A 19,671-nucleotide genomic window follows, 5' to 3' on the forward strand; every position below is an offset into this window, starting at 1 on the left:
GTCCGGTCACCGAGGGCCTATCACGGCGGTATCGCCGCGGTATCGGGTCAGGCGCACGCCGGGCGGTACGGCGTCCCCGGCAGGTAGGCGCCCCACTCCTGCGTGGTCAGCGACCGCCCGGCGAGCGTGCACGCGGCGGCCATCCAGTGCTGGACGTCCAGGTCGAGACGCTCGATGCCCGTCCCGGTGCCGACGAACACGTGGCCGTCGGGCGTCGGCGCGAGGGAGGCATCGCCGTCGGTCGCCGGGATGTCACGGGTGGTCCCGATGGGTGCGAACGTCGTCGCGTCCCAGATCGAGAGCGCGACCTCGGTGTAGCCGTTCAGTCCGAGGAGGAGGCGTCCGTCCGCGCTGTACCGGAGGGTCGCGTACTCCGTCAGGCCCCCGCTCGCGACGCGCGTGGTCGTGCCCGTGCCCAGGTCCCGCGCGACGATCTCGCCGGTCGACCTCCACATCAGCAGGCGCTCGTTGTCGGGCGTGAAGGTCAGCGCCGCGACGATCGGGTCGTCGGGGCCGACCGTGTCCGTCACGATCCGCTCACCCGTGTGCACGTCGTAGACGATCAGCGTGGACGGGCCACCGAACCAGGACGCGGCGAGCATCGACGAGTCGGGCGAGAACGCGAGGGCGCGCGGCTTGGGCAGGCCCCAGTCCGGGTCGGCGATGTCCGCGAGCGAGTCGGTGAACACCGGCGCCGAAGTGTCCGAGAGGTCCCACACCCGCACGGTGTCCGTGATCGGGCCCCCGTCGGGGTGCGCCCCCTCCGGCGACGGCGCGTCGGACAGGTCCTCGGTGAACTCCGAGGTCGCGAGGTACCGGCCGTCCGGCGAGACGGCCAGCCAGGACGCGTGCACGTCGTCCCGCGACCACAGCAGGCTCCCGTCCGCGACCGACCACAACCTCAGGTGCCCCGTGCGGTCGGCGGCGACGACGGAGGCGCCGTCCGGCGTGACCGCGAGCGCGGTGACCCGTCGGTGCAGGGGCGGGTTGTACGTGCCGTCCGGCTCGGGGTACGGCCCGAGCCACAGGTCGCGCACCTTGTGCAGGCTGCCCTGGTCGAACACGGCGACCTTGCCGTCGTAGAAGCCGGCGGCCACGACCGTGCCGGGCGGCCCCGCGGACACCTGATCGATGGGTTCGGTCGGCTCGGTGGTGATGATGCTGCTCGCACCGTCCAGCGAGTAGGTCGTGGTCCGGGACTCCTCGTCGACAGCGACGACGGTGTCGCCGTCGGCCGGCATGGCCACGAGCCGCACCATGACGCTCGTCGCCGGAGCGCGCAGCACCAGGCGCAGGTCCGCGGCGTCATAGACCTCCACGGTGCCGTCCCGGTACCCGATCGCGAGCCGACCGCCGTCCGTCGAGTACGCCACGGCCGTCGGAACGGACGAGCCGGGCAGGACCGTCGAGCCGCCGCCGAGCAGGTCGTGGAGAGTGACGGACCCGAGCTGGGACGCGACCGCGAGGGTCGCTCCGTCCGGGGAGAGCGCGACGTCCCCGGCGGCGAGGTACGGACCCGACCAGGCGCCGGTCGCCAGGTCGACGGCGACCGCGAGCTGCGGCGGGTTGGCGTCCGCTCGCCCCAGGTACTCCATCACCAGGGCGACCCGACGGCCGTCGGCGCTGAACCGGATGCTGTCGGGCGCCTCCTGGTCCGAGCGGGACGCCGGGAGCTGGGGCAGGGGGAGCAGCCGCGGGCCGAGCCACGCGCCCCCGTCGTTCGTCCACACCCGCAGCGTGCGGTCGGCCATCGAGACGAGGGTCTGGCCGTCCGGGCTGATCGACAGCCGCTCCTGGGCGAAGAAATCACCCGTGACGGACCCGGGGACCGGCTCGGCAGGCCCGGTCTCCAACCCGCTCGTCGCGTCGAGCCGGACGAGCTCGCGAGCCGTACCGTCGGCGGTGTCGCGCATGACGACGACCGTCCGCCCCCCGTCGACGAATCCCGAGACCCACGGCACGTGCCACCAGTCCACGCCGGGCGGCCCGATGCCCATGCTGGTGATCACCGCTCCCGAGCGGGCGTCGACGAGGTACGGGCCGGTGTCGCCCTTCGGGTCGGTCGGCAGGGCGTCGAGCATGACCCGGGACCCGTCCGCGCTCACCGCCGAGTCGTCGAACCGCATCGGGATGAAGACGCCGGCGCTCGCCGAGCTGACGACGTCGCGCCGGGCCAGCACGTCGAGGAGGTTGCCCTGCAGCGAGGGACGCGGTGTCATCTCGACGGCCTGGCGGGCGAGCAGCAGCGCGAGGTCGATCCGCGGCTCCGACTGGCTCGCCGACGCGAGGCGGTCGCCGCGGGMGTCGGCGGCGGCCGCCTCAGCCGCTCGGGCCGAGGCGGCGGCCCGCCGGCCGTTGCCGACGGCGATCGACCCACCGAAGAGCGAGACCGCGAGGAGCAGCACGACCGCGACGAGCGCTCCGAGCAGCTGTCGGTTGGACCGGGTCCGTGCCTGCAGTCGCCGTGCCTGCTCGCGGTGCTCGTCCTGCTCGTGCTCGGCCGACGCGTCGAGGAACGCGCTCTCGCTCGCGGAGAGCACAGGGTGGGCTCGCGCTCGCCACTCGAGTGCGTTCTGCAGCCGGGCCTCGCGGTAGAGGTCCTCGAGCGGGCGCCCGGCGCGATCCCAGGCGTCCGCGGTGACCTGCAGGTGCGTGAGCGTGCGCTGCCCGTCGACGTCCTCGTCCAGCCAGGAACGCAGCCGCGGCCAGGCCCGCACCAGGCTCTCGTGCGCGAGCGTCGCGGTGTCCGCGTCGGTGGTCACGAGCCTCGACCGCACGAGGAGGTCGAGCAGCCGTGGTGCGTCGGCGGTCCGCTCGAAGACGCGGATGGGTACCCGGACCACGACCGGGTCGCCGCCGGGAGCCGTCGCGACGAGTCGGTGCACGACGGCGCGCAACGCATCGCGGTCCGCTGCCGGCAGCGACACGTAGAGCCGCTCGGCCGACTGCGCGACCGCGCCCTTGATGCCTCCGCTCGCCGTGTACCCCGCGACCGTCAGCACCGTGCCCTCCCGCCGCGCCCAGGTCTCCGCCAGGGCGTGGCCGAGAAGCGGCAGGGCGCCGGGCTCGTCCAGCACGTCGCGCACGAGCAGGTCGACCAGACCGGGTTCGAGCAGCAGCCCGCTGCGCCGCGCCGGCTCCTCGACCGCGCGCCGCAGCGCGGCCTCCGAGAGGGGGCCGAGCAGGAGGACGCCGCGCTCGACGTGGCGCGCGAGGCCGGCGTTGCCGGACATCGACGCGAGGTGGTCGGCGCGCACCGTCGCGACGACCGTCCGCCCGTCGTCGACCAGCGCCGTGAGGCCCCCGAGGAACCCGGACACGTCGGCCTGGACGGTCGGGGCGAACACCTCCTCCAGCTGGTCGACGACGACCACCGGCGCGTCGCCGGTCGCGACCGCCGCGGCGAGGGTCGCGACCGGCGTCGCCCCGGGGGTGAGCACGACGACCGGCTGTCCGCGGCGTCGCAGCGCCGGGACGAGCCCGGCACGGACCAGCGACGACTTGCCGGAGCCCGAGGCGCCCACCACGACCAGGAACCCGGACGCGTCCAGCCGCGCCAGGCAGTCGGCGATCTCCGGTTCCCGGCCCGCGAACAGGTCGGCCTGGTCGGCGTCGAACGACCGGAGCCCGGGGTACGGGCACACGTCGGACGGGCGGACGGCCACCTCGTCCCCGCCCGCGAGCGCAGGGTCCTGCGCGAGGATCGCGCGCTCGAGGTCGACCATCTCGGCCCCCGGATCGAGCCCCACCTCCTCGCGCAGCACCGCCCGGGCACGGCGCAGCACGTCGAGGGCCTCGCGCTGGCGACCGCTGCGGTACAGAGCGAGCGCGTACAGGGCCCACCGGTGCTCGCGGGTCCGCGTCCTGCTCACCAGCCGCCGACCGTCGGCGACGGCCTCCCCGGTACGGCCGGAGGCCAGCAGGGCCTCGATGAGCTCCTCCTCGACGGACTCGCGCATCTCCTCGAGCCGCGCGGCCTCGGCGCGCCCGTCGTCCCAGTCGAGCAGGTCGGCGAGGGCCGGCCCGGACCAGCACGCCAACGACTGGCCGTAGACCGCCACCGCCCGGTTCGCGTCGCCGACCGCCAGGAGCTCCCGTGCCCGGCCGACGAGGCGCTCGAAGTCGGCGACGTCGACGTCGAGTCCGTCGGGCGCGAGCACGTACCCGCCGCTCGTGGTGCTGATCCGCTCGGGGCCGAGGGCGCGACGCAGCCGCATCACGGCGCCCTGCACCACCTTCGACGACGACGGCGGGACGGAGTCCCCCCAGAGGGCCACAGCGAGCTGGTCGACCGTCATCGGCTCCCCGGCGTGGACCAGGAGCGCCGCCAGGACCACGCGGTCGCGGCGCCCAAGCGCGCCGTCGCCCTCGACCTGTGTCGGACCCAGGAGCCGGACCCTCATTCCCGGAGTGTCCGCCTGCCTGATACCGGGGTCAACGGACTGATACCGCGGCGATACCAGGGCGCGGGGCCGGCTGGTTGCCCGAGTTTTCGAGATCGTATATGATCGCCGCACCCGATGGAGAGGGAGTCGATGACGACGGCCACGGAGCTCGGCGACGCGCCGGACGACGGCGTACGCGCGGGGTTCGGCGCGCTCCCGTCCCGCCCGGGAAAGATCATCGCCGTCCACCTGAGCTACGCCTCGCGCGCCGACCAGCGCGGGCGGCGGCCCGCGCACCCGTCGTACTTCCTCAAGCCGTCGAGCTCCGTCGCGAGCTCCGGGGGAGTCGTCGAGCGCCCCGCGGGCACGGAGCTGCTCGCCTTCGAGGGCGAGATCGCCCTCGTCATCGGTACGGAGGCGCGCCGGGTCGCCCCGGACACGGCCTGGAGCCACGTCGGTTGGGTCACGGCCGCCAACGACCTCGGCCTGTACGACCTGCGCGCCAACGACAAAGGCTCCAACCTGCGCTCCAAGGGCGGCGACGGATTCACGCCGATCGGCCCCGCGCTCCTCGACGCGCGGGCGGTCGACCCCGCGGCGCTGCGCGTCCGGGCGTGGGTGAACGGCCGGCTGGCGCAGGACGACACCACGGCCGGGCTGCTCTTCCCGCTCGCGCAGATCGTGGCCGACCTCTCGCAGCACCTGACGCTCGAGGCGGGCGACGTGATCCTCACCGGCACCCCCGCCGGGTCGAGCGTCCTGGTCCCGGGTGACGTCGTCGAGATCGAGGTCGACGTCGCCGGGGGACCGACCACCGGACGCCTCGTCACCACGGTGATGCAAGGTGACGTCGACTACGACGGCGCGCTCGGGTCGCTCCCGTCCGTCGACGACCACCAGCGCGCCGAGGCGTGGGGGTCGCCCGAGGCGGCCGGGCTGGGGCCCGCCCTCTCGCCGGCCCTGCGCGACAAGCTGCTCCGGGCCCCCGTCGCGGGCCTCTCGGCGCAGCTGCGCAAGCGCGGGCTGAACAACGTCACGGTCGACGGCGTCCGGCCGATGCACCCGGGCGCGAAGCTCGTCGGCACCGCCCGGACCCTGAGGTTCGTGCCCAACCGCGAGGACCTCTTCGAGCGGCACGGCGGCGGCTACAACGCGCAGAAGCGCGCGTTCGACACCGTCGCAGCGGGCGAGGTGCTCGTGATCGAGGCCCGCGGCGAGACCGGCTCCGCGACGCTCGGCGACGTGCTGGCGCTGCGGGCCCGCGCCCGCGGCGCCGCCGGGATCGTCACGGACGGGGCGGTGCGCGACGCCGACGCCGTCGCCGCGGTCGGCATCCCGGTCTGGTCGGCCGGGAACCACCCGGCCGTGCTCGGCCGCAAGCACGTCCCGTGGGAGGCCGACGTCACCATCGCGTGCGGCGGCACGACGATCCAGCCGGGCGACATCGTGGTCGGCGATGCGGACGGGGTCATCGTGCTGCCGCCCGGCCTCGCCGAGGAGGTCGTCGACGCCGCGCTGGCCCAGGAGGACGAGGACGCGTGGGTCGCCGAGCAGGTGGCGGCGGGCAACCCGGTGCAGGGGCTCTTCCCGATGAATGCGCAGTGGAGAGCGAGGTACGACTCGTGGCGGGCGACGCGGTGAAGGGGGCCACCGGCCTGAGCAAGTCCCAGGCGGCGTACCTCTGGATCAAGGAGCGCATCGCGCAGCAGGACTTCACGCCGGGCTACCGGCTGGTGCTGGGCACCATCGCCAACGAGCTCGACATGAGCGTGGTGCCGGTCCGGGAGGCCGTGCGCCAGCTCGAGGCCGAGGGGCTGGTCACGTTCGAGCGCAACGTCGGCGCGCGCGTGTCGATGATCGACGACACCCAGTACCGCTTCGCGATGCAGGCCATCAGCATCGTCGAGAGCGCCGCCACCGCGCTGGCCGCCCGCAACCTCACGGTGGACGACCTGCGCCGCGCCCGCGCCGTGAACGACGTGATGACCGCGTCCCTCGACCGCTTCGACCCGCGGGCGTTCTCCGCCCTGAACCAGGAGTTCCACCACATCCTCTACTCGCGCTGCGCCAACCCGCGGCTGCTCGAGATGGTCGACGCCGAGTGGGTCCGTCTCGGGCACATGCGCGACTCGATCTTCGCGTTCGTGCCGGGCCGCGCGCGGGAGTCGGTGGCCGAGCACGAGGGCATCCTCGAGCTCATCGAGCGCGGTGCCCCGCTCTCGGAGATCGAGCAGGCGGTGCGGCGCCACCGGACGGGGACGCTCACGGCGTTCCTCCGGCACGAGCACCCCGACGAGACGCTCGGCCTGCCGGCCCTGTGATGGCGAAGGAGCCACGATGCTGACGGCCGAGACGATCAGCGCGATCGCCGAGGAGCTCGCCGAGGCGGAGCGCTCGCGCGGCCTCGTCCCGCGGATCACGGCCCGGTACCCCGACGCCACGATCGAGGACTCGTACGCCATCCAGGGCGTCTGGCGCGACAAGAACCTCGGGGCGGGCAGGCGCCTGGTCGGGCGCAAGATCGGGCTCACGTCGCGCGCCATGCAGCAGGCGACCGGTATCACCGAGCCCGACTACGGCGTGATGTTCGACGACACCGTCTGGGAGAACGGCTCGACCATCCCGTTCGATGCCTTCTCCAACGTGCGGATCGAGGTCGAGCTCGCCTTCGTGCTCTCGGCGCCGCTCGAGGGCCCGCGCTGCACGGTCTTCGACGTGCTCAGGGCGACGGAGTACGTCACGCCCGCCCTCGAGATCCTCAACTCGCACATCGAGCTCGAGGGCCGCACGATCGTCGACACCATCGCGGACAACGCCGCGTACGGCGGCATGGTGCTGGGCGGCCGGCCGATGGCACCCGACCAGGTCGACCTGCGCTGGGTCTCCGCGCTGCTGTACCGCAACGAGACGATCGAGGAGACGGGCGTCGCCGCGGGAGTGCTCAACCACCCGGCCACCGGCGTGGCGTGGCTGGCCAACAAGCTGCACCAGCACGGGGCGAGCCTCGGGGCGGGCGAGATCATCCTCGCGGGGTCGTTCACGCGGCCGGTCTGGGTGTCCCGCGGCGACAGCGTGCTGTGCGACTACGGACCGATGGGGACCATCTCGTGCCGCTTCCTCTGAGACCGACGTTCCGCGACGACCTGGCGGCGGCGACCCGACCGCTGGCGGGCATGTGGGTGAGCTCCGGCAGCCCGCTCGTCGCCGAGATCTGCGCGGACGCGGGCCTGGACTGGCTGCTCATCGACATGGAGCACGGCCCGAACGGGCTCGGGTCGGTGCTCGCGCAGCTGCAGGCCGTCGCCGCGTACCCGATCACGCCGGTGCTCCGCGTACCCAGCAACGACGCGGTCGTGATCAAGCAGGTGCTCGACCTCGGCGCACAGAACCTGCTGGTGCCGATGGTGTCGTCGGCCGACGAGGCGCGTGCCGCCGTGGACGCGGTGCGGTACCCGCCGCGCGGCCGGCGCGGCGTGGGCTCGGCGCTGGCGCGGTCGGCACGCTGGAACCGCATCGACGGCTACCTCACCGACGCGGACGAGCACGTCTCGCTGTTCGTGCAGGTCGAGTCGCTCGCGGGCGTGGATGCGGCCGCCGAGATCGCCGCGGTCGACGGCGTCGACGGCGTCTTCGTCGGGCCGTCCGACCTGGCCGCCTCGATGGGTGTGCTCGGCCGGCAGACGCACCCGGACGTGACGGCGGCGGTGCTGCGGGCGTTCGAGGCGGTCCGCGGTGCCGGCGTCCCGGTGGGCGTCAACGCGTTCGACCCCGCCGTCGCGGACGCCTACCTGGCGGCGGGTGCGACGTTCGTGCTCGTCGGTGCCGACGTCGCCCTGCTCGCGCGGGGCTCCGAGGCGCTGGCCGCGCGGTTCGTCGGCACCGACGGCCCGCAGCGCGCCGGCTACTGACACCGGCGCGCCACGGTCGGTCAGCGGTCCCGCACCAGCGCGGCGCGCAGGCGGGCGAGCCGGTCGCGCAGCGCGGGTGGCACGCGGTCGCCGAACGTTCCGAAGAACTCCTCCGTGAGGTCGGCCTCGAGCTGCCACGAGTCGGGGTCGACCTGGAACAGCCGCGTGAGGGCGTCCTCGTCGAGGTCGAGACCGCGGGTGTCCAGCGCGCCGGGCGCGGGCAGCAGGCCTACCGGGCTGTGCACGGCGCCGACGTCCGTGCGCAGCCCGCGCCGGCGGTCCACCTGGTCGACCATCCACGCGAGCACGCGCGAGTTCTCGCCGAACCCGGGCCACAGGAACGCGCCGTCGTCGTCCTTGCGGAACCAGTTCACCTGGAAGACGAGCGGCCGACGGGCCGGGTCGAGCGTCGCGCCGACGCGGAGCCAGTGCGCCCAGTGGTCGGCCATGTCGTAGCCGCAGAAGGGCATCATCGCGAACGGGTCCCGGCGCAGCTCGCCCACCAGGCCCTCCGCCGCGGCCGTGCGCTCGGACGAGATCGTCGCCCCCATGAAGACGCCGTGCTCCCAGCTGTCCGCCTGGGCCACGAGCGGCACGTTGGTGGCCCGGCGTCCGCCGAACACGATCGCGTCGAGCGGCACGCCGTCGGGGTCGTCCCACCCGTCGGCGATCGTCGGGCACTGCGCCGCCGCGACCGTGAACCGCGAGTTGGGGTGGGCGGCGGGGTGGCCGGAGTCGGGCGTCCAGTCCTGCCCGGTCCAGTCGACCAGGTGGGGCGGGGCGTCGTCGGTGAGCCCCTCCCACCAGACGTCGCCGTCGGGCGTGAGCGCGACGTTGGTGAAGATCGTGTCGCGGGCGAGCGTCTCGATCGCGGCGGGGTTGGTGTCCGGCCCGGTACCGGGCGCGACGCCGAAGAACCCGGCCTCGGGGTTGATGGCCCGCAGCGACCCGTCGGGGCCGCGGCGCAGCCACGCGATGTCGTCGCCGATCGTCTCGACGCGCCAGCCGGGCAGCGTCGGACGCAGCATCGCGAGGTTCGTCTTGCCGCACGCCGAGGGGAACGCCGCGGCGACGTGGTAGCGACGGCCCTGGGGCGACGTCAGCCGGACCAGCAGCATGTGCTCGGCGAGCCAGCCCTCGTCGCGGCCCATGACCGAGGCGATCCGCAGCGCGAAGCACTTCTTGCCGAGCAGTGCGTTGCCGCCGTAGCCCGAGCCGTACGACCAGATCTCGCGCGTCTCGGGGAAGTGGGAGATGTACTTCGTCGGGTTGCACGGCCACGGCACGTCGTCCTGCCCGTCGGCCAGGGGAGCGCCGACCGAGTGGACCGCGGGCACGAACGGGGCGCCGGCCTCGATGAGGTCGAGCACGGGGCGGCCCACGCGGGTCATCACGTGCATGCTGACGACCGCGTACGGCGAGTCCGTGACCTGCACGCCCGCGTGGGACAGGGGTCCACCGACCGGCCCCATCGAGAACGGCACCACGTACATGGTGCGACCGCGCATGCTGCCCGCGAACACCGCGTCGAGCTCCGCACGCATCGCCGTGGGCTCGCGCCAGTTGTTGGTCGGACCGGCGTCGGACTCGTCGCGCGAGCAGATGAACGTGCGCGACTCGACGCGCGCGACGTCGTCGGGGTCGGACCGCGCGAGGTAGCTGCCCGGGCGCAGGGTCGGGTCGAGCGCGAGGAGCGTGCCCGTGCGCTCCATCAGCGCCAGGAGCGTTCGCCGCTCGTCGTCCGAGCCGTCGCACCACACGACCGCGTCGGGCGCGGTGAGCTCGGCGACGGCGTCGACCCACGCGTGCACGTCGCCCAGCACGGCGGCGGCGGTGACGTCGGGGAGCGAGGTGGTGCGGGTCGGCGCGGCGTCCTGCACAGCGGCGGGCGGTTCGGCCAGCGTGGTCATCGTCGATCTCCTCCTGGTGGGCCGCGGCCGGCCCGCGCTCTCGATAGACCCATCGTGTCGTCAAGCCACGCGCACTTCCGGGGAGCTTTCCGTGTCAAGTTCGGCACTTCTTGACATAGAGTCACGATGTGACCGCACAGGGCAGTGACGTGGACGACGCGGGCGCGCGCGGTGGAGCCGGCGCACCCGACGCACTCACGCTCGGGCGCCGGCTGCGGCACCTGCGCAAGGCGCGCGGGCTGACCCTCGACGACCTCGGGCGTCAGGTCGGCGTCACGCCGAGCCTCCTGTCGCTCTTCGAGAACGGTCGCCGCGAGCCCCGGCTCACGCTCCTGCGCGGCCTCGCGACCGCCCTCGACGTGACCGTCGCCGACCTGCTCGACGCCGAGCCGCCGTCGCGGCGCGCCGCCCTCGAGATCGCGCTCGACCGCGCACAGCGGTCGGCGGGGTTCGAGCGGCTCTCGCTGCCGACCGTCCGCCCGGGTCGAGCCCTGCCCCTCCCGGTGCTCGAGCACCTCGTCGGCCTGCACGCCGAGCTGGCCCGGCGCGACCTCGAGGCCGTCGCGACGCCGGAGGAGGCGCGCCGCGCGAACACGCAGATCCGCCTCGAGCGCCAGCAGCGCGACAACTACCTGCCCGACATCGAGCGGCTCGCGGAGTCCATGGCGCGCAAGGCCGGGTACACGGGCGGGGCACTCACGCACCGGGCGGTGTCCCGGATGGCCGAGCAGCTGGGGTTCGCGATCATCCACGTCGACGACCTGCCCGCCTCCACGCGGACCGTCACCGACCTGGCGAACGGGCGCGTCTACCTGCCGCCGGCGTCGACCCCGGGCGGCCACGGGCTGCGCTCGCTCGCGCTGCAGGCCATCGCGCACCGCGTGCTCGGGCACGAGCGGCCGACGTCGTACGACGACTTCCTGCGCCAGCGCATGGAGACGACGTACTTCGCGTCCTGCTGCCTCATGCCCGAGACCGCCGCGGTCGACCACCTCCAGCAGCACAAGAAGGAGAAGGACCTCGCGATCGAGGACCTGCGCGACGCGTTCGGCGTCACGCACGAGGCGGCGGCGCAGCGCTTCACCAGCCTCGCGACCCACCACCTGGGCATCCCCGTGCACTTCGTGCGGATCGGCGGCGACGGCGCGATCTACCGCGCGTACGCGAACGACGGGCTGCCCCTGCCGACCGACGTGACGGGCGCGATCGAGGGCCAGCTCGTCTGCCGGAGCTGGGGCGTGCGCCGCGCGCTGACCCGGCAGGACCGCACCTCGGAGTCGTACCAGTACACCGACACCCCGGCCGGCACGTTCTGGTGCTCCACGCAGACCGGCTCCGGCACGACGGGGCAGCTTGCGCTCGCGGTCGGGGTGCCCTTCGCGTCGGCGTCGTGGTTCCGGGGGCGGGACACCACGGTCCGGCACCGCTCGACCTGCCCCGACGAAGCGTGCTGCCGACGCCCGCCGGCGAGCGCGTCCGCCCGCTGGCAGGACGCGTCGTGGCCGAGCGCCCGGATCCACCAGCAGGTGTTCACCGCCCTGCCCACGGGCGCGTACCCGGGGGTGGACGCGCGCGAGGTGTACGCGTTCCTCGACCGGCACGCGCCTCAGGCGCCGGAGTCCGACGACGAGTAGGAGCGGCTGGCGCGGCTGCACGTCCGCCCGACTAGCCTGAGCCTCATGCCTGAGGCGGCGGCGCGTGAGCCGGAGGACCGCACGACGTCGCCCGAGCCGACGGAGGCGGTCGTCCCGGACGCTGCCCCGATCCCGGAGGAACCGCTCCCGCAGGACCCGGCCGGCGACGGACCGCCACCCCGACCGGAGCTCGGTGGGGTCGGCTTCGTCGCGACGACCGCCGCGCCGCCCATGCCGAGCGTCGTCTCGACGGGACTGGGGCTGTGGGTCGGCAGCCTGGCGGCCGGGCTGCTCGCCGCCGGGTCGATCGTCCGGTCGCAGCCCGCCCTGCGGGACCGCTTCGCGGCCGAGGTGATGAAGGCGGACCCGTCGACCACGCTCGGGACGGCTCAGGACGCCGCCAGCGTGCTCGTCTGGGTCGTGGTCGGCGGCCTGGCCCTCGTCTGGCTGGTGCACCTCGTGCTGGTGGTGCGGACGGCGGGCGGGCACGGGGGAGCGCGCTGGGGCCTGATCATCCTCGGGATCCTGGGCGGCCTGACGGTGCTGCTGCTGCAGGACGTCATCGCGGACCCCGACGTCTCGCCGATGCAGGACCTCAACCGGGTCGCGATGCTCGCGCAGGCCGTGCTCGCCCTGCTCGGCTCGGTCGTCCTGTCCCTGCGGCCGGCCGGCCGGTGGTTCAAGGACGTACGGCGCCGACGCTGACCTCCCGAGGCGGCGGTGCGCCCAGCAGCTCACGCGCCGCGCTCGCCACGTCGGGGACGCGATCGTCGCGTTCGACGAGGTCCAGGAGCTGCACGAGCGCGTCCTGCGCGAGGCGCTGGTCCCGACGCTCGATGGCGACGTCGAGCTGCCGGCGCAGCTCCTCCACGCCGCTGCGGCGCGTGAGCTCGCCGGCCAGGCCGGTGACGTCCAGGTGGTTGCCGCGCAGCAGGGCCAGGCACGTGCGGACGCCGAACATGCCGAGGCGGTCGAGCAGGTCCGCGCGCGCGTCGGCAGAGACGGGCACCGACAGGGACGGCCGGCGGAAGCGGTCCACCGACAGCAGCAGCTCCTCGACCACCGTGCGGTCCAGCCCGGCGAGCGCGCGCAGGTCCGCGACCTCGCTGGGGCGCAGCGTCTGGGCCGTCTCGGCGAGCAGCCCGGCCGCCGGGAGGGCGATTCCGCACAGCGGGGTCAGGTCCGGGTTCACGCGGTGGCGTTGCGCCAGGCGCTCGGCGGACACCAGGGCGTCGATGCGACCCGCACCCACCTCGTCGGCACGCGCCACGACGGCGATCGTGCTCGCGACCGCGTCCTCGCCTCGCAGGCGGGCGAGGTCCTGGAGGTAGCGGACGTCGGAGCGCCGGACCTGCCGCATGAGGTAGACCACCACGTCGATCGCCGACGTGGCCGCACCGCTGGCCAGGAACTCGTGGGACCGGCGCGACGCGATGCCGGACAGCGAGTCCAGGCCGGGTGTGTCGATCAGCGTGAGCCCGCGCAGCGCCGGCGCAGGCCACCAGACGTCGACGTGGTCGATCTCGTCCGCGGGCGCACCGCGCAGGTCGATCTCGAGGCCGGTCCGGCCAGCCATCGCTGCGCTCTCCCACGGGCGGCCCGAGCGCGGGTGCACCTGGACGCTGGGCGAGTCGCCGTACCGGTACCAGGTGACGGTCCGGGTGCACTCGGTCGCGTCGGACGCGGCGATGCGCGCCCCCGCGAGCGCGTTGAGCAGTGTCGACTTGCCGGACTTGATCATGCCCGCGAGGCCCACGGTCAACGGTCGCTCGAAGCGGTCCAGCAGCCCGTGCAGCGTGGCAGCGGCGACCGCGTCCTGCGCGTACGCCTCCAGGGCGACCTGCAGCAGCTCACGGGTGGGGCGCGCCGTCGGGCGCAGCGCCCCGTCCGGGTCGCCGGGCCCGCGCTGCCGCCGGCGACGTCCCGCGGCCGGGAGGCGGGTGTCGTCGCCGGTCATGCCGGCACCGCCTTGAGCGCGGGCAGCCCGTACCGCTCCGCGTCGGCGCGGAGCTGTTCGAGCTCGGCGACGCGCTCCCGCAGCCCGCCGAGCGTGACGGCGCGGTCGCCGCCGACCGTCCGGGTCGCCTCTCGGGTGGACCGGATCGACTCGTCCAGGGAGCGCACGAGCTCGTCGGCGCGGGTGGTGAAGTGGTCGCGCAGCACCCGCTGGAGCCGCCGCAGCCGGTCCTTGGAGTCCTTGTTCACCTGGAACACGACCTCGTCGAGGTGCCGCTTGACCGCCGCCTTGGCCTCCGCCTGGCGTCGGCGGACGCGGTTCGCCTTGTCCTCGCGGTAGGCGCGCCCGCCGAGGATGACGCCGACGCCGACCGAGATGGGGTTGACGATCGACATGCCGAGCGCGATCGCGGTGACCATGCCGAACATGAGCACGCCGCCGTAGGAGCCGCGCAACGCGATGAGCGTCTTCTGCATGCGCGACACGGGCTCGACGCGGACGCGCTCGAGMCGGGCGACCAGGTCGAGCGCCTCGCCGTCGTCGCCCTGCACGAGCTCCGGGAGCGCGACGTCGGTGGCGTCGAACTGGCCCGCGACCTGCGCGGCGAGCCACTGCGCGCGCTCATGGGCCCAGACGAAGTTCGCCGCGACCGTGGCCCGGATGCGCTGCGAGAGCCACTCGTCGAACTCGTCCCACACGGCGCCCGGGTCGCCGCCGTCGATCGCCTCCTCGGCCTCGCGGCTGATCCGGCGCAACCGGTCGCGCAGGTCGTACTCGATGTCCGCGGTCAGGTCGGTCGTGCCGTCCTGGAGCAGCTGCTGCCAGCGCGCGCTGCGACGACGCAGGTCGCCCGCGTTCTGCCGGCCGGTCTGCAGGCCGGCGATGATGCTCTCCCCGCTGGCCGGGTCCTCCAGCGCCGAGAGCTGGGCGCGGCTGGCCATGAGCAGGTGGTCCGTGACGGTCACGACGTCGTGCGCGACGGAGCGACGGGCCAGCACGCCCGCGTTGTCGACGACCTCGTCACGCAGGTAGCGGACGAGCTCCGGAAAGCCCGACTCGTCGTGCAGGTCCCGGTCCTGGCGCCGCGCGGCGAGCAGCCGGAGCGTGGAGGAGACCGGGATCAGCGGCGCCCGCACGCCCGCGTGCTGCAGGTGGCGGCGGTCAAGATCGGCGACGGCGCGCCAGTGCGGGTACAGGTCCGTCTTGGTGAGCACGCACGCAACGTTCGGGCACACCTTGAGCGCCTGCTGGAGGAACTCGACCTCCGGGGCCGAGTACTCCTGGCCCGCGTCGGAGACGAGCAGGACCGCGTCCGCCGAGGGGAGGGCGGCCATCGTCGCGGCGCCGTCCGCCGAGCCGATCCCGCCCACCCCGGGGGTGTCGACGAGCACGAGGCCACCGGCCAGCACGTGCCGCGGCAGGCCCACCTCGGAGCAGTCGACCGTCGAGCCGTCCGGGGCCCGCCGCTCCGCGACGCACCGCGCGTGCGAGTCGATCGGCACCGTGGTCCGGCGCAGGCGTGCCGGGTCCAGATCCGGCGTGCCGTCGGCGTCGGCGGGGATGCCGAGCAGCACGGCCGTCGGGGCGGCGGACCAACCCACGACCGTGGTGACCGAGGTCGCCACGTCGTCGTCCACCGGGCACACCGGCGCGTTCACCAGGGCGTTGACCAGCTGGCTCTTGCCCTGCTTGAGCTCCCCGACGACGAGCACCCGCACGTGCGGGTCCTGCAGGCGCCGGCGCGCCTGGCGCAGGCGGCCGAGCAGGTCGACGCGGTCGGCGTCGGTCGACAACGCCTCGGCGCGGTCGAGCAGATCCATCAGTGGCAGCACAGCAGCTCCTCGGGTTCGCCGGCGCGGTGGTGCACGGGCGCGAGATCGACCGGTCCGGGGCCAGGGCGCCCCGGACCGGTCGGGCCCTCACTGGTCAGACGTCGACATCGACGAAGTCGTCGTCGGACGCGTCCGTGTACGAGCTGTCGTCGTCGATGAAGTCGTCGTCCGAGTTGTCCGTCGACGAGTCGTTGCCGGAGTTGTCGACGTCGAATCCGTCGTCGTCGGAGTTGTCGCTGTGGTCGTCGACCGAGTTGTCCGAGTTATCGGAGTTGTCGGTGGCCGAGTTGTCGTTCGTCGAGCTGTCGTTGCCCGAGTTGTCGACGTCGAACCCGTCGTCGTCCGAGTTGTCGGAGTTGTCCGAGTTGTTGGAGTTATCAGAGTTGTCCGAGTTATCGGAGTTATCGGAGTTGTCAGTCGTCGAGCTGTCGTTGCCGGAGTTGTCGACGTCGAGGCCGTCGTCATCGGAGTTGTCCGAGTTGTCCGAGTTGTCGGTCGAGTTGTCGTTGCCGGAGTTGTCGATGTCGAACCCGTCGTCATCGGAGTTGTCGGAGTTGTCAGAGTTGTCGGAGTGGTCGTCCGTCGAGCTGTCGTTGTGCGAGTTGTCGTTGTCGACGCCGTCGTCGTCGGAGTTGTCGGACCGGTCGGAGTTGTCGGAGTTGTCGTTGTAGGAGTCGCTCGGGTTGTACGAGTCGCTCGTGTTGCCCTGGTTGGAGTTGTTGGTGTTGCCGACCGTGTTGTCGTCGCCCGTGATGTTGCCGTCGCCGATGACGGCGGTGCCCGACAGGTCGCGACCGGCTGCCACGCCGCCGCCCGACGCGGTCACGGTGTCGAGGTCGAACATCTGGTCCACGTCGCCGTCGGCCCAGATGTTCTGGTTCACCGACGAGTCGACGATCGTGTCGCGGTCGTCGATGGTCGACGTGTTGTACGTGTAGGTCTGGAACACCTGCTGGAGCTGTGGGATGACCGCGCTCACGCCGACGCTGCTGCTGCCCGCGGCGAACGAGGCTGCCTCGGCACCGCCCCCGGACGAGCCGCCGCCGCCGGCCGAGCCGCCCCCGCCCGAGGACGACTGGGCCGCGCTGAGCGAGTTCCCGCCGGTGGAGTAGGCGCGGTCGAAGCTCGACGGCGAGGCGTCCATGAGCACGGGCATGATGTCGTCGATGTCCACGGACGTGATGTCGCCGAGGCCGTGGTCCTCGAGCGTGCCCTGCGGATCCCTGGCGAAGGCCTCGGCGGTCTCCGGGTCGCGCAGCAGGTTGAGGATGAAGTCGAGCAGTGTGCTCGCAACGCTGGACATGGTCTTCCCTTCGTTGGGCTGGTAACGCGGTGCGGTGATCCCGACGCTAGGGAGACCGGTCCGGGGGCCCATCGGGGGTGACCCCCCTCCTCCGGTCGGCGCGTTGGGGGGTGCCGGTGGCGCGCGCGCTGCCGGTCCGCTGGGGAGTGGGTGAAATCGGCACGGGGTGTGCGCGCCCGTCAGACCCGCTCGTCGCCCGAATCGACGCGATGACCTGCGGTGATGCGCGAGGGGAGCGCCATTGGCGAGGGCGCCCCAATTGGGGCGAAATCGGGACAGAGGGTGCGCGCGCCCGGCGGGGGAGAGCATCATGCCCTGGGGGTGAGGCCAGGCATTGTCGTCGGGCCCGTCTCGACAGAACACGATCGTGAGACTCCGAGCCGGGGGCGCTGGAGGAGCGGGAGCCCGACGACTCGCCGGGCGGGACCCGCGATCGCTGTGGTCGCCGGCACCGAGCGTTGCCGTCAGCGTGCCGCTCGCAGCGGTGCGGTAGGGGATGAGCACATGAACGCGGACGACGTGGGGGCGCGTGGGGTCGTCCAGGTCGAGCGACTGCTCCGGAGCGTGGGGGCCGATCCGAGGGCGCCTCGCCTGGTCGCCGTCACGGGTCCCGGAGGCAGCGGGAAGACGCTGACGCTCGCGTCCCTGCGGTCCCTGTATGCGACCGCTCGGGACGCGAGTCCCGACCGCGCGGACCATGCGCCGCTGATCGTCGACGACGTCCATGCCCTCGGCGACGACGTGGTGCGGCGCATCGTCGAGGCGGCGCACCGACCCGGGGCGCAGGTCGCCGTCGCCTTCCGGCCCTGGCCGGTCGAGCGCGGGCTCGGCGAGCTGCGCGAGCTGTTCGACGACCGCGGCACGACAGTCCGCCTCGACCCGCTCGACCGCACCCAGGTCGCGGCGCGCGCTCGTCACCGCCTCGGCCGTGAGCTGGACGAGGCCGCGATCGACGCGCTCACGGTGTCGACGGGCGGCGTGCTGTGCCTCCTCGACGCGATGCTCGACGGGGCCGGCGGCACCGGTCCGCAGCCGTGGGACCGGTCGGGCGCCCTCGCGGCGTGGGACCCCGTCCGGCGGCTCGCGAACGTCGACGACTCCTGGCTCCCGGTGCTGCGGGACGCCGTGCTCGCGCTGAGCCTCGGCGCACCGCCCGACCCGGGCGCGCTCACCACGGTGCTCGAGCGCAGCCCGACCGAGCTGGTCGAGGTGCTCGAGCACCTGCAGGTCAGCGGGCTGCTGCGGCCGGACGGCTCGGTGGTGCCCGCCGTGCGGGACGCGGTGCTGGTCACCACGACTCCAGAGCGCCGGACGTTCGTCCTCGACGGTGTGCTCGGAGCGCTCGAGGACCGCGGCGACGCCCCCCTCGAGATCGTCGGGCGGACCGCGGCCGTGCACGTCCACGACGCCGCGCTCGCGGCGGTGCGCACGCGGGCCGCGCGCGAGCTCGTCKACACGGACCCGGCGCGCGCGGCGCGGCTCTTCGCCGAGGCGGTCAGCGCGGGCGGGGAGGCCGACGCCCTCGTCGTGGACCGCGCTCKGGCGGCAGCGCTCGCCGGCGACATGCAGACGGCCACCCGGCTCGCCGACGAGGCGCTCGGGCACGCGACGGGCGCCCGCGCGGCCGACGCCGCCCAGGTGCTCGGCGCCGCGCTCGCGTACGAGGGTCTGGCCAGCCACGCCGCCGCGGTCTACCGGCCGCTCGCGGATGCCGGCGACGTGGCGTCGGCGCAGCTGTGGTCGCTCGTGGCGCTCCAGACGGGGCGGGCCGACGGTCAGCTCTCCGGCTGGCCCGTGGGGGAGCATCCGCCGAGCCTGCTGGACGGCGCGCGCGAGGCCATGGTGCGTGGCGTGCAGCAGTCGCTCGAGGGCGACGGCACCGCCGCGCTGTCGACGCTGCTCGAGGCGGCGGCCGTCCTGCGGACCCGGTGCCGCGGCGCGCTGCTGCCCGACACCCCCGCGGCGCTCGGCGCGCTCGTCGCCCTGCACTGCGGCGCGAGCTCCCACGCGACGACGGCGCTGCGCGAGGCGATCACGTCCGGGCTGGGCGGCCCCGTGGCGCAACCGCGACACCGTCTGCTGCTCGCGTGGACGGCGATGCTCGCCGGACGCCTCGAGGAGGCGAGCGAGGAGCTGGCCCTCGCGGAGCGTGCCTGCGCGGGCCGGTGGGGCGCGCGCGACGACCTGGTCGCGCGCGCGATCGCCCTCGGCGTCGCTCGCCGGTCCAACGACCTGGCGGCCCTGGTCAACGCCTGGCCGCCGGCGGTCGACTCCCTCGTGCGTCGACCGGCGGACCTGTTCGGGTTGCTCCCGCTCGGCGAGATCGCGGTCGCCGCGGCACGCCTGGACGAGGCGTCCCGCGTGGCGTCGCACCTGGAGCAGGCCGCGACCCTGCTCGACGGGCTGGGTCAGCCCGTGCTCTGGTCGGCGCCCCACCACTGGTACGGGATCCAGGTCGCGATCGTCGCCGAGCGCCCGGACTGGATCGCCCGGCACGCCCGGCCGCTCGCCGAGGCCGCCCGGGACAGCCACTACGCCCGGGTCCTCGCGGATGCCGCCCGGGTCTGGCTGCAGGTGCTCGGTGCGCGCGTGGACCCCGTCGCCGTCGAGCGGGCCGCCCGGCGGCTGGCCGGCGTGGGGATGGCGTGGGACGGCGCGCGGCTGGTCGGGCACGCGGCGGCGCGCACGACCGACCGGGCCTCCATGGTCGGGCTGCTGCAGCTCGCGCGGGCGCTGCGGCCC

At 74.0% G+C, this 19,671-nt stretch carries 12 protein-coding genes; 7 read left to right on the forward strand and 5 right to left on the reverse strand.

Translation table 11 applies throughout. From position 1 onward, the window contains the following. Positions 1-47: 47 nt before the first annotated feature. Complete coding sequence (locus tag ACXJKA_RS09300; RefSeq protein WP_456824910.1) at positions 48-4,403, reverse strand: nSTAND1 domain-containing NTPase; 4,356 nt, start codon at positions 4,401-4,403, stop codon at positions 48-50. Between the two features lie 132 nt (positions 4,404-4,535). Here ACXJKA_RS09300 and ACXJKA_RS09305 point away from each other — a divergent pair, with 132 nt between their 5' ends. Genes ACXJKA_RS09305 through ACXJKA_RS09320 form a run of 4 tightly spaced genes read left to right on the forward strand, consistent with a single transcriptional unit; the run spans position 4,536 to position 8,293 of the window. Further along, entirely contained in the window at positions 4,536-6,026 is a 1,491-nt protein-coding gene (locus ACXJKA_RS09305) for a fumarylacetoacetate hydrolase family protein (protein WP_456824911.1), read from the forward strand. Continuing rightward, positions 6,008-6,706, forward strand: coding sequence for a GntR family transcriptional regulator (locus ACXJKA_RS09310; RefSeq protein ID WP_456824912.1), 699 nt, complete (start codon positions 6,008-6,010; stop codon positions 6,704-6,706). The genes ACXJKA_RS09305 and ACXJKA_RS09310 overlap by 19 nt, the downstream gene beginning before the upstream one ends. 16 nt (positions 6,707-6,722) lie before the next feature. After that, positions 6,723-7,508: a 2-oxo-hept-4-ene-1,7-dioate hydratase gene (gene hpaH / locus ACXJKA_RS09315; protein WP_456824913.1), complete on the forward strand. Its 786-nt coding sequence runs from the start codon at positions 6,723-6,725 to the stop codon at positions 7,506-7,508. Next, positions 7,493-8,293: an HpcH/HpaI aldolase family protein gene (locus tag ACXJKA_RS09320; protein ID WP_456824914.1), complete on the forward strand. Its 801-nt coding sequence runs from the start codon at positions 7,493-7,495 to the stop codon at positions 8,291-8,293. The genes hpaH and ACXJKA_RS09320 overlap by 16 nt, the downstream gene beginning before the upstream one ends. Before the next feature lie 20 nt (positions 8,294-8,313). Here ACXJKA_RS09320 and ACXJKA_RS09325 read toward each other — a convergent pair whose 3' ends face one another. Then, positions 8,314-10,203, reverse strand: a complete 1,890-nt coding sequence (locus tag ACXJKA_RS09325) for a phosphoenolpyruvate carboxykinase (GTP) (protein WP_456824915.1) — start codon at positions 10,201-10,203, stop codon at positions 8,314-8,316. A gap of 128 nt (positions 10,204-10,331) precedes the next feature. On the opposite strand from ACXJKA_RS09325, the gene ACXJKA_RS09330 reads away from it, so the two are divergent. Both ACXJKA_RS09330 and ACXJKA_RS09335 read left to right on the forward strand, forming a co-directional pair. Continuing rightward, positions 10,332-11,837, forward strand: coding sequence for a helix-turn-helix domain-containing protein (locus ACXJKA_RS09330; protein WP_456824916.1), 1,506 nt, complete (start codon positions 10,332-10,334; stop codon positions 11,835-11,837). A gap of 45 nt (positions 11,838-11,882) precedes the next feature. Further along, positions 11,883-12,542 (forward strand): hypothetical protein, encoded by a 660-nt coding sequence (locus ACXJKA_RS09335; RefSeq protein WP_456824917.1) that lies wholly within the window; start codon positions 11,883-11,885, stop codon positions 12,540-12,542. Here the strand turns inward: ACXJKA_RS09335 and ACXJKA_RS09340 are convergent. From ACXJKA_RS09340 to ACXJKA_RS09350, 3 genes are all read right to left on the reverse strand, one after another. Beyond that, positions 12,517-13,794: a dynamin family protein gene (locus ACXJKA_RS09340; RefSeq protein WP_456824918.1), complete on the reverse strand. Its 1,278-nt coding sequence runs from the start codon at positions 13,792-13,794 to the stop codon at positions 12,517-12,519. The two genes, ACXJKA_RS09335 and ACXJKA_RS09340, sit on opposite strands and share 26 nt — an antisense overlap. After that, positions 13,791-15,614, reverse strand: coding sequence for a dynamin family protein (locus tag ACXJKA_RS09345; protein ID WP_456824919.1), 1,824 nt, complete (start codon positions 15,612-15,614; stop codon positions 13,791-13,793). Before ACXJKA_RS09345 ends, ACXJKA_RS09340 begins: the two co-directional genes overlap by 4 nt. Before the next feature lie 106 nt (positions 15,615-15,720). After that, positions 15,721-16,929 (reverse strand): IniB N-terminal domain-containing protein, encoded by a 1,209-nt coding sequence (locus ACXJKA_RS09350; protein ID WP_456824920.1) that lies wholly within the window; start codon positions 16,927-16,929, stop codon positions 15,721-15,723. Between the two features lie 504 nt (positions 16,930-17,433). Here ACXJKA_RS09350 and ACXJKA_RS09355 point away from each other — a divergent pair. Next, on the forward strand, positions 17,434-19,671 hold a 2,238-nt coding region (locus ACXJKA_RS09355; RefSeq protein ID WP_456824921.1), incomplete at its 3' end, for a hypothetical protein.

Source organism: Cellulomonas sp. P5_E12, from assembly GCF_054049315.1.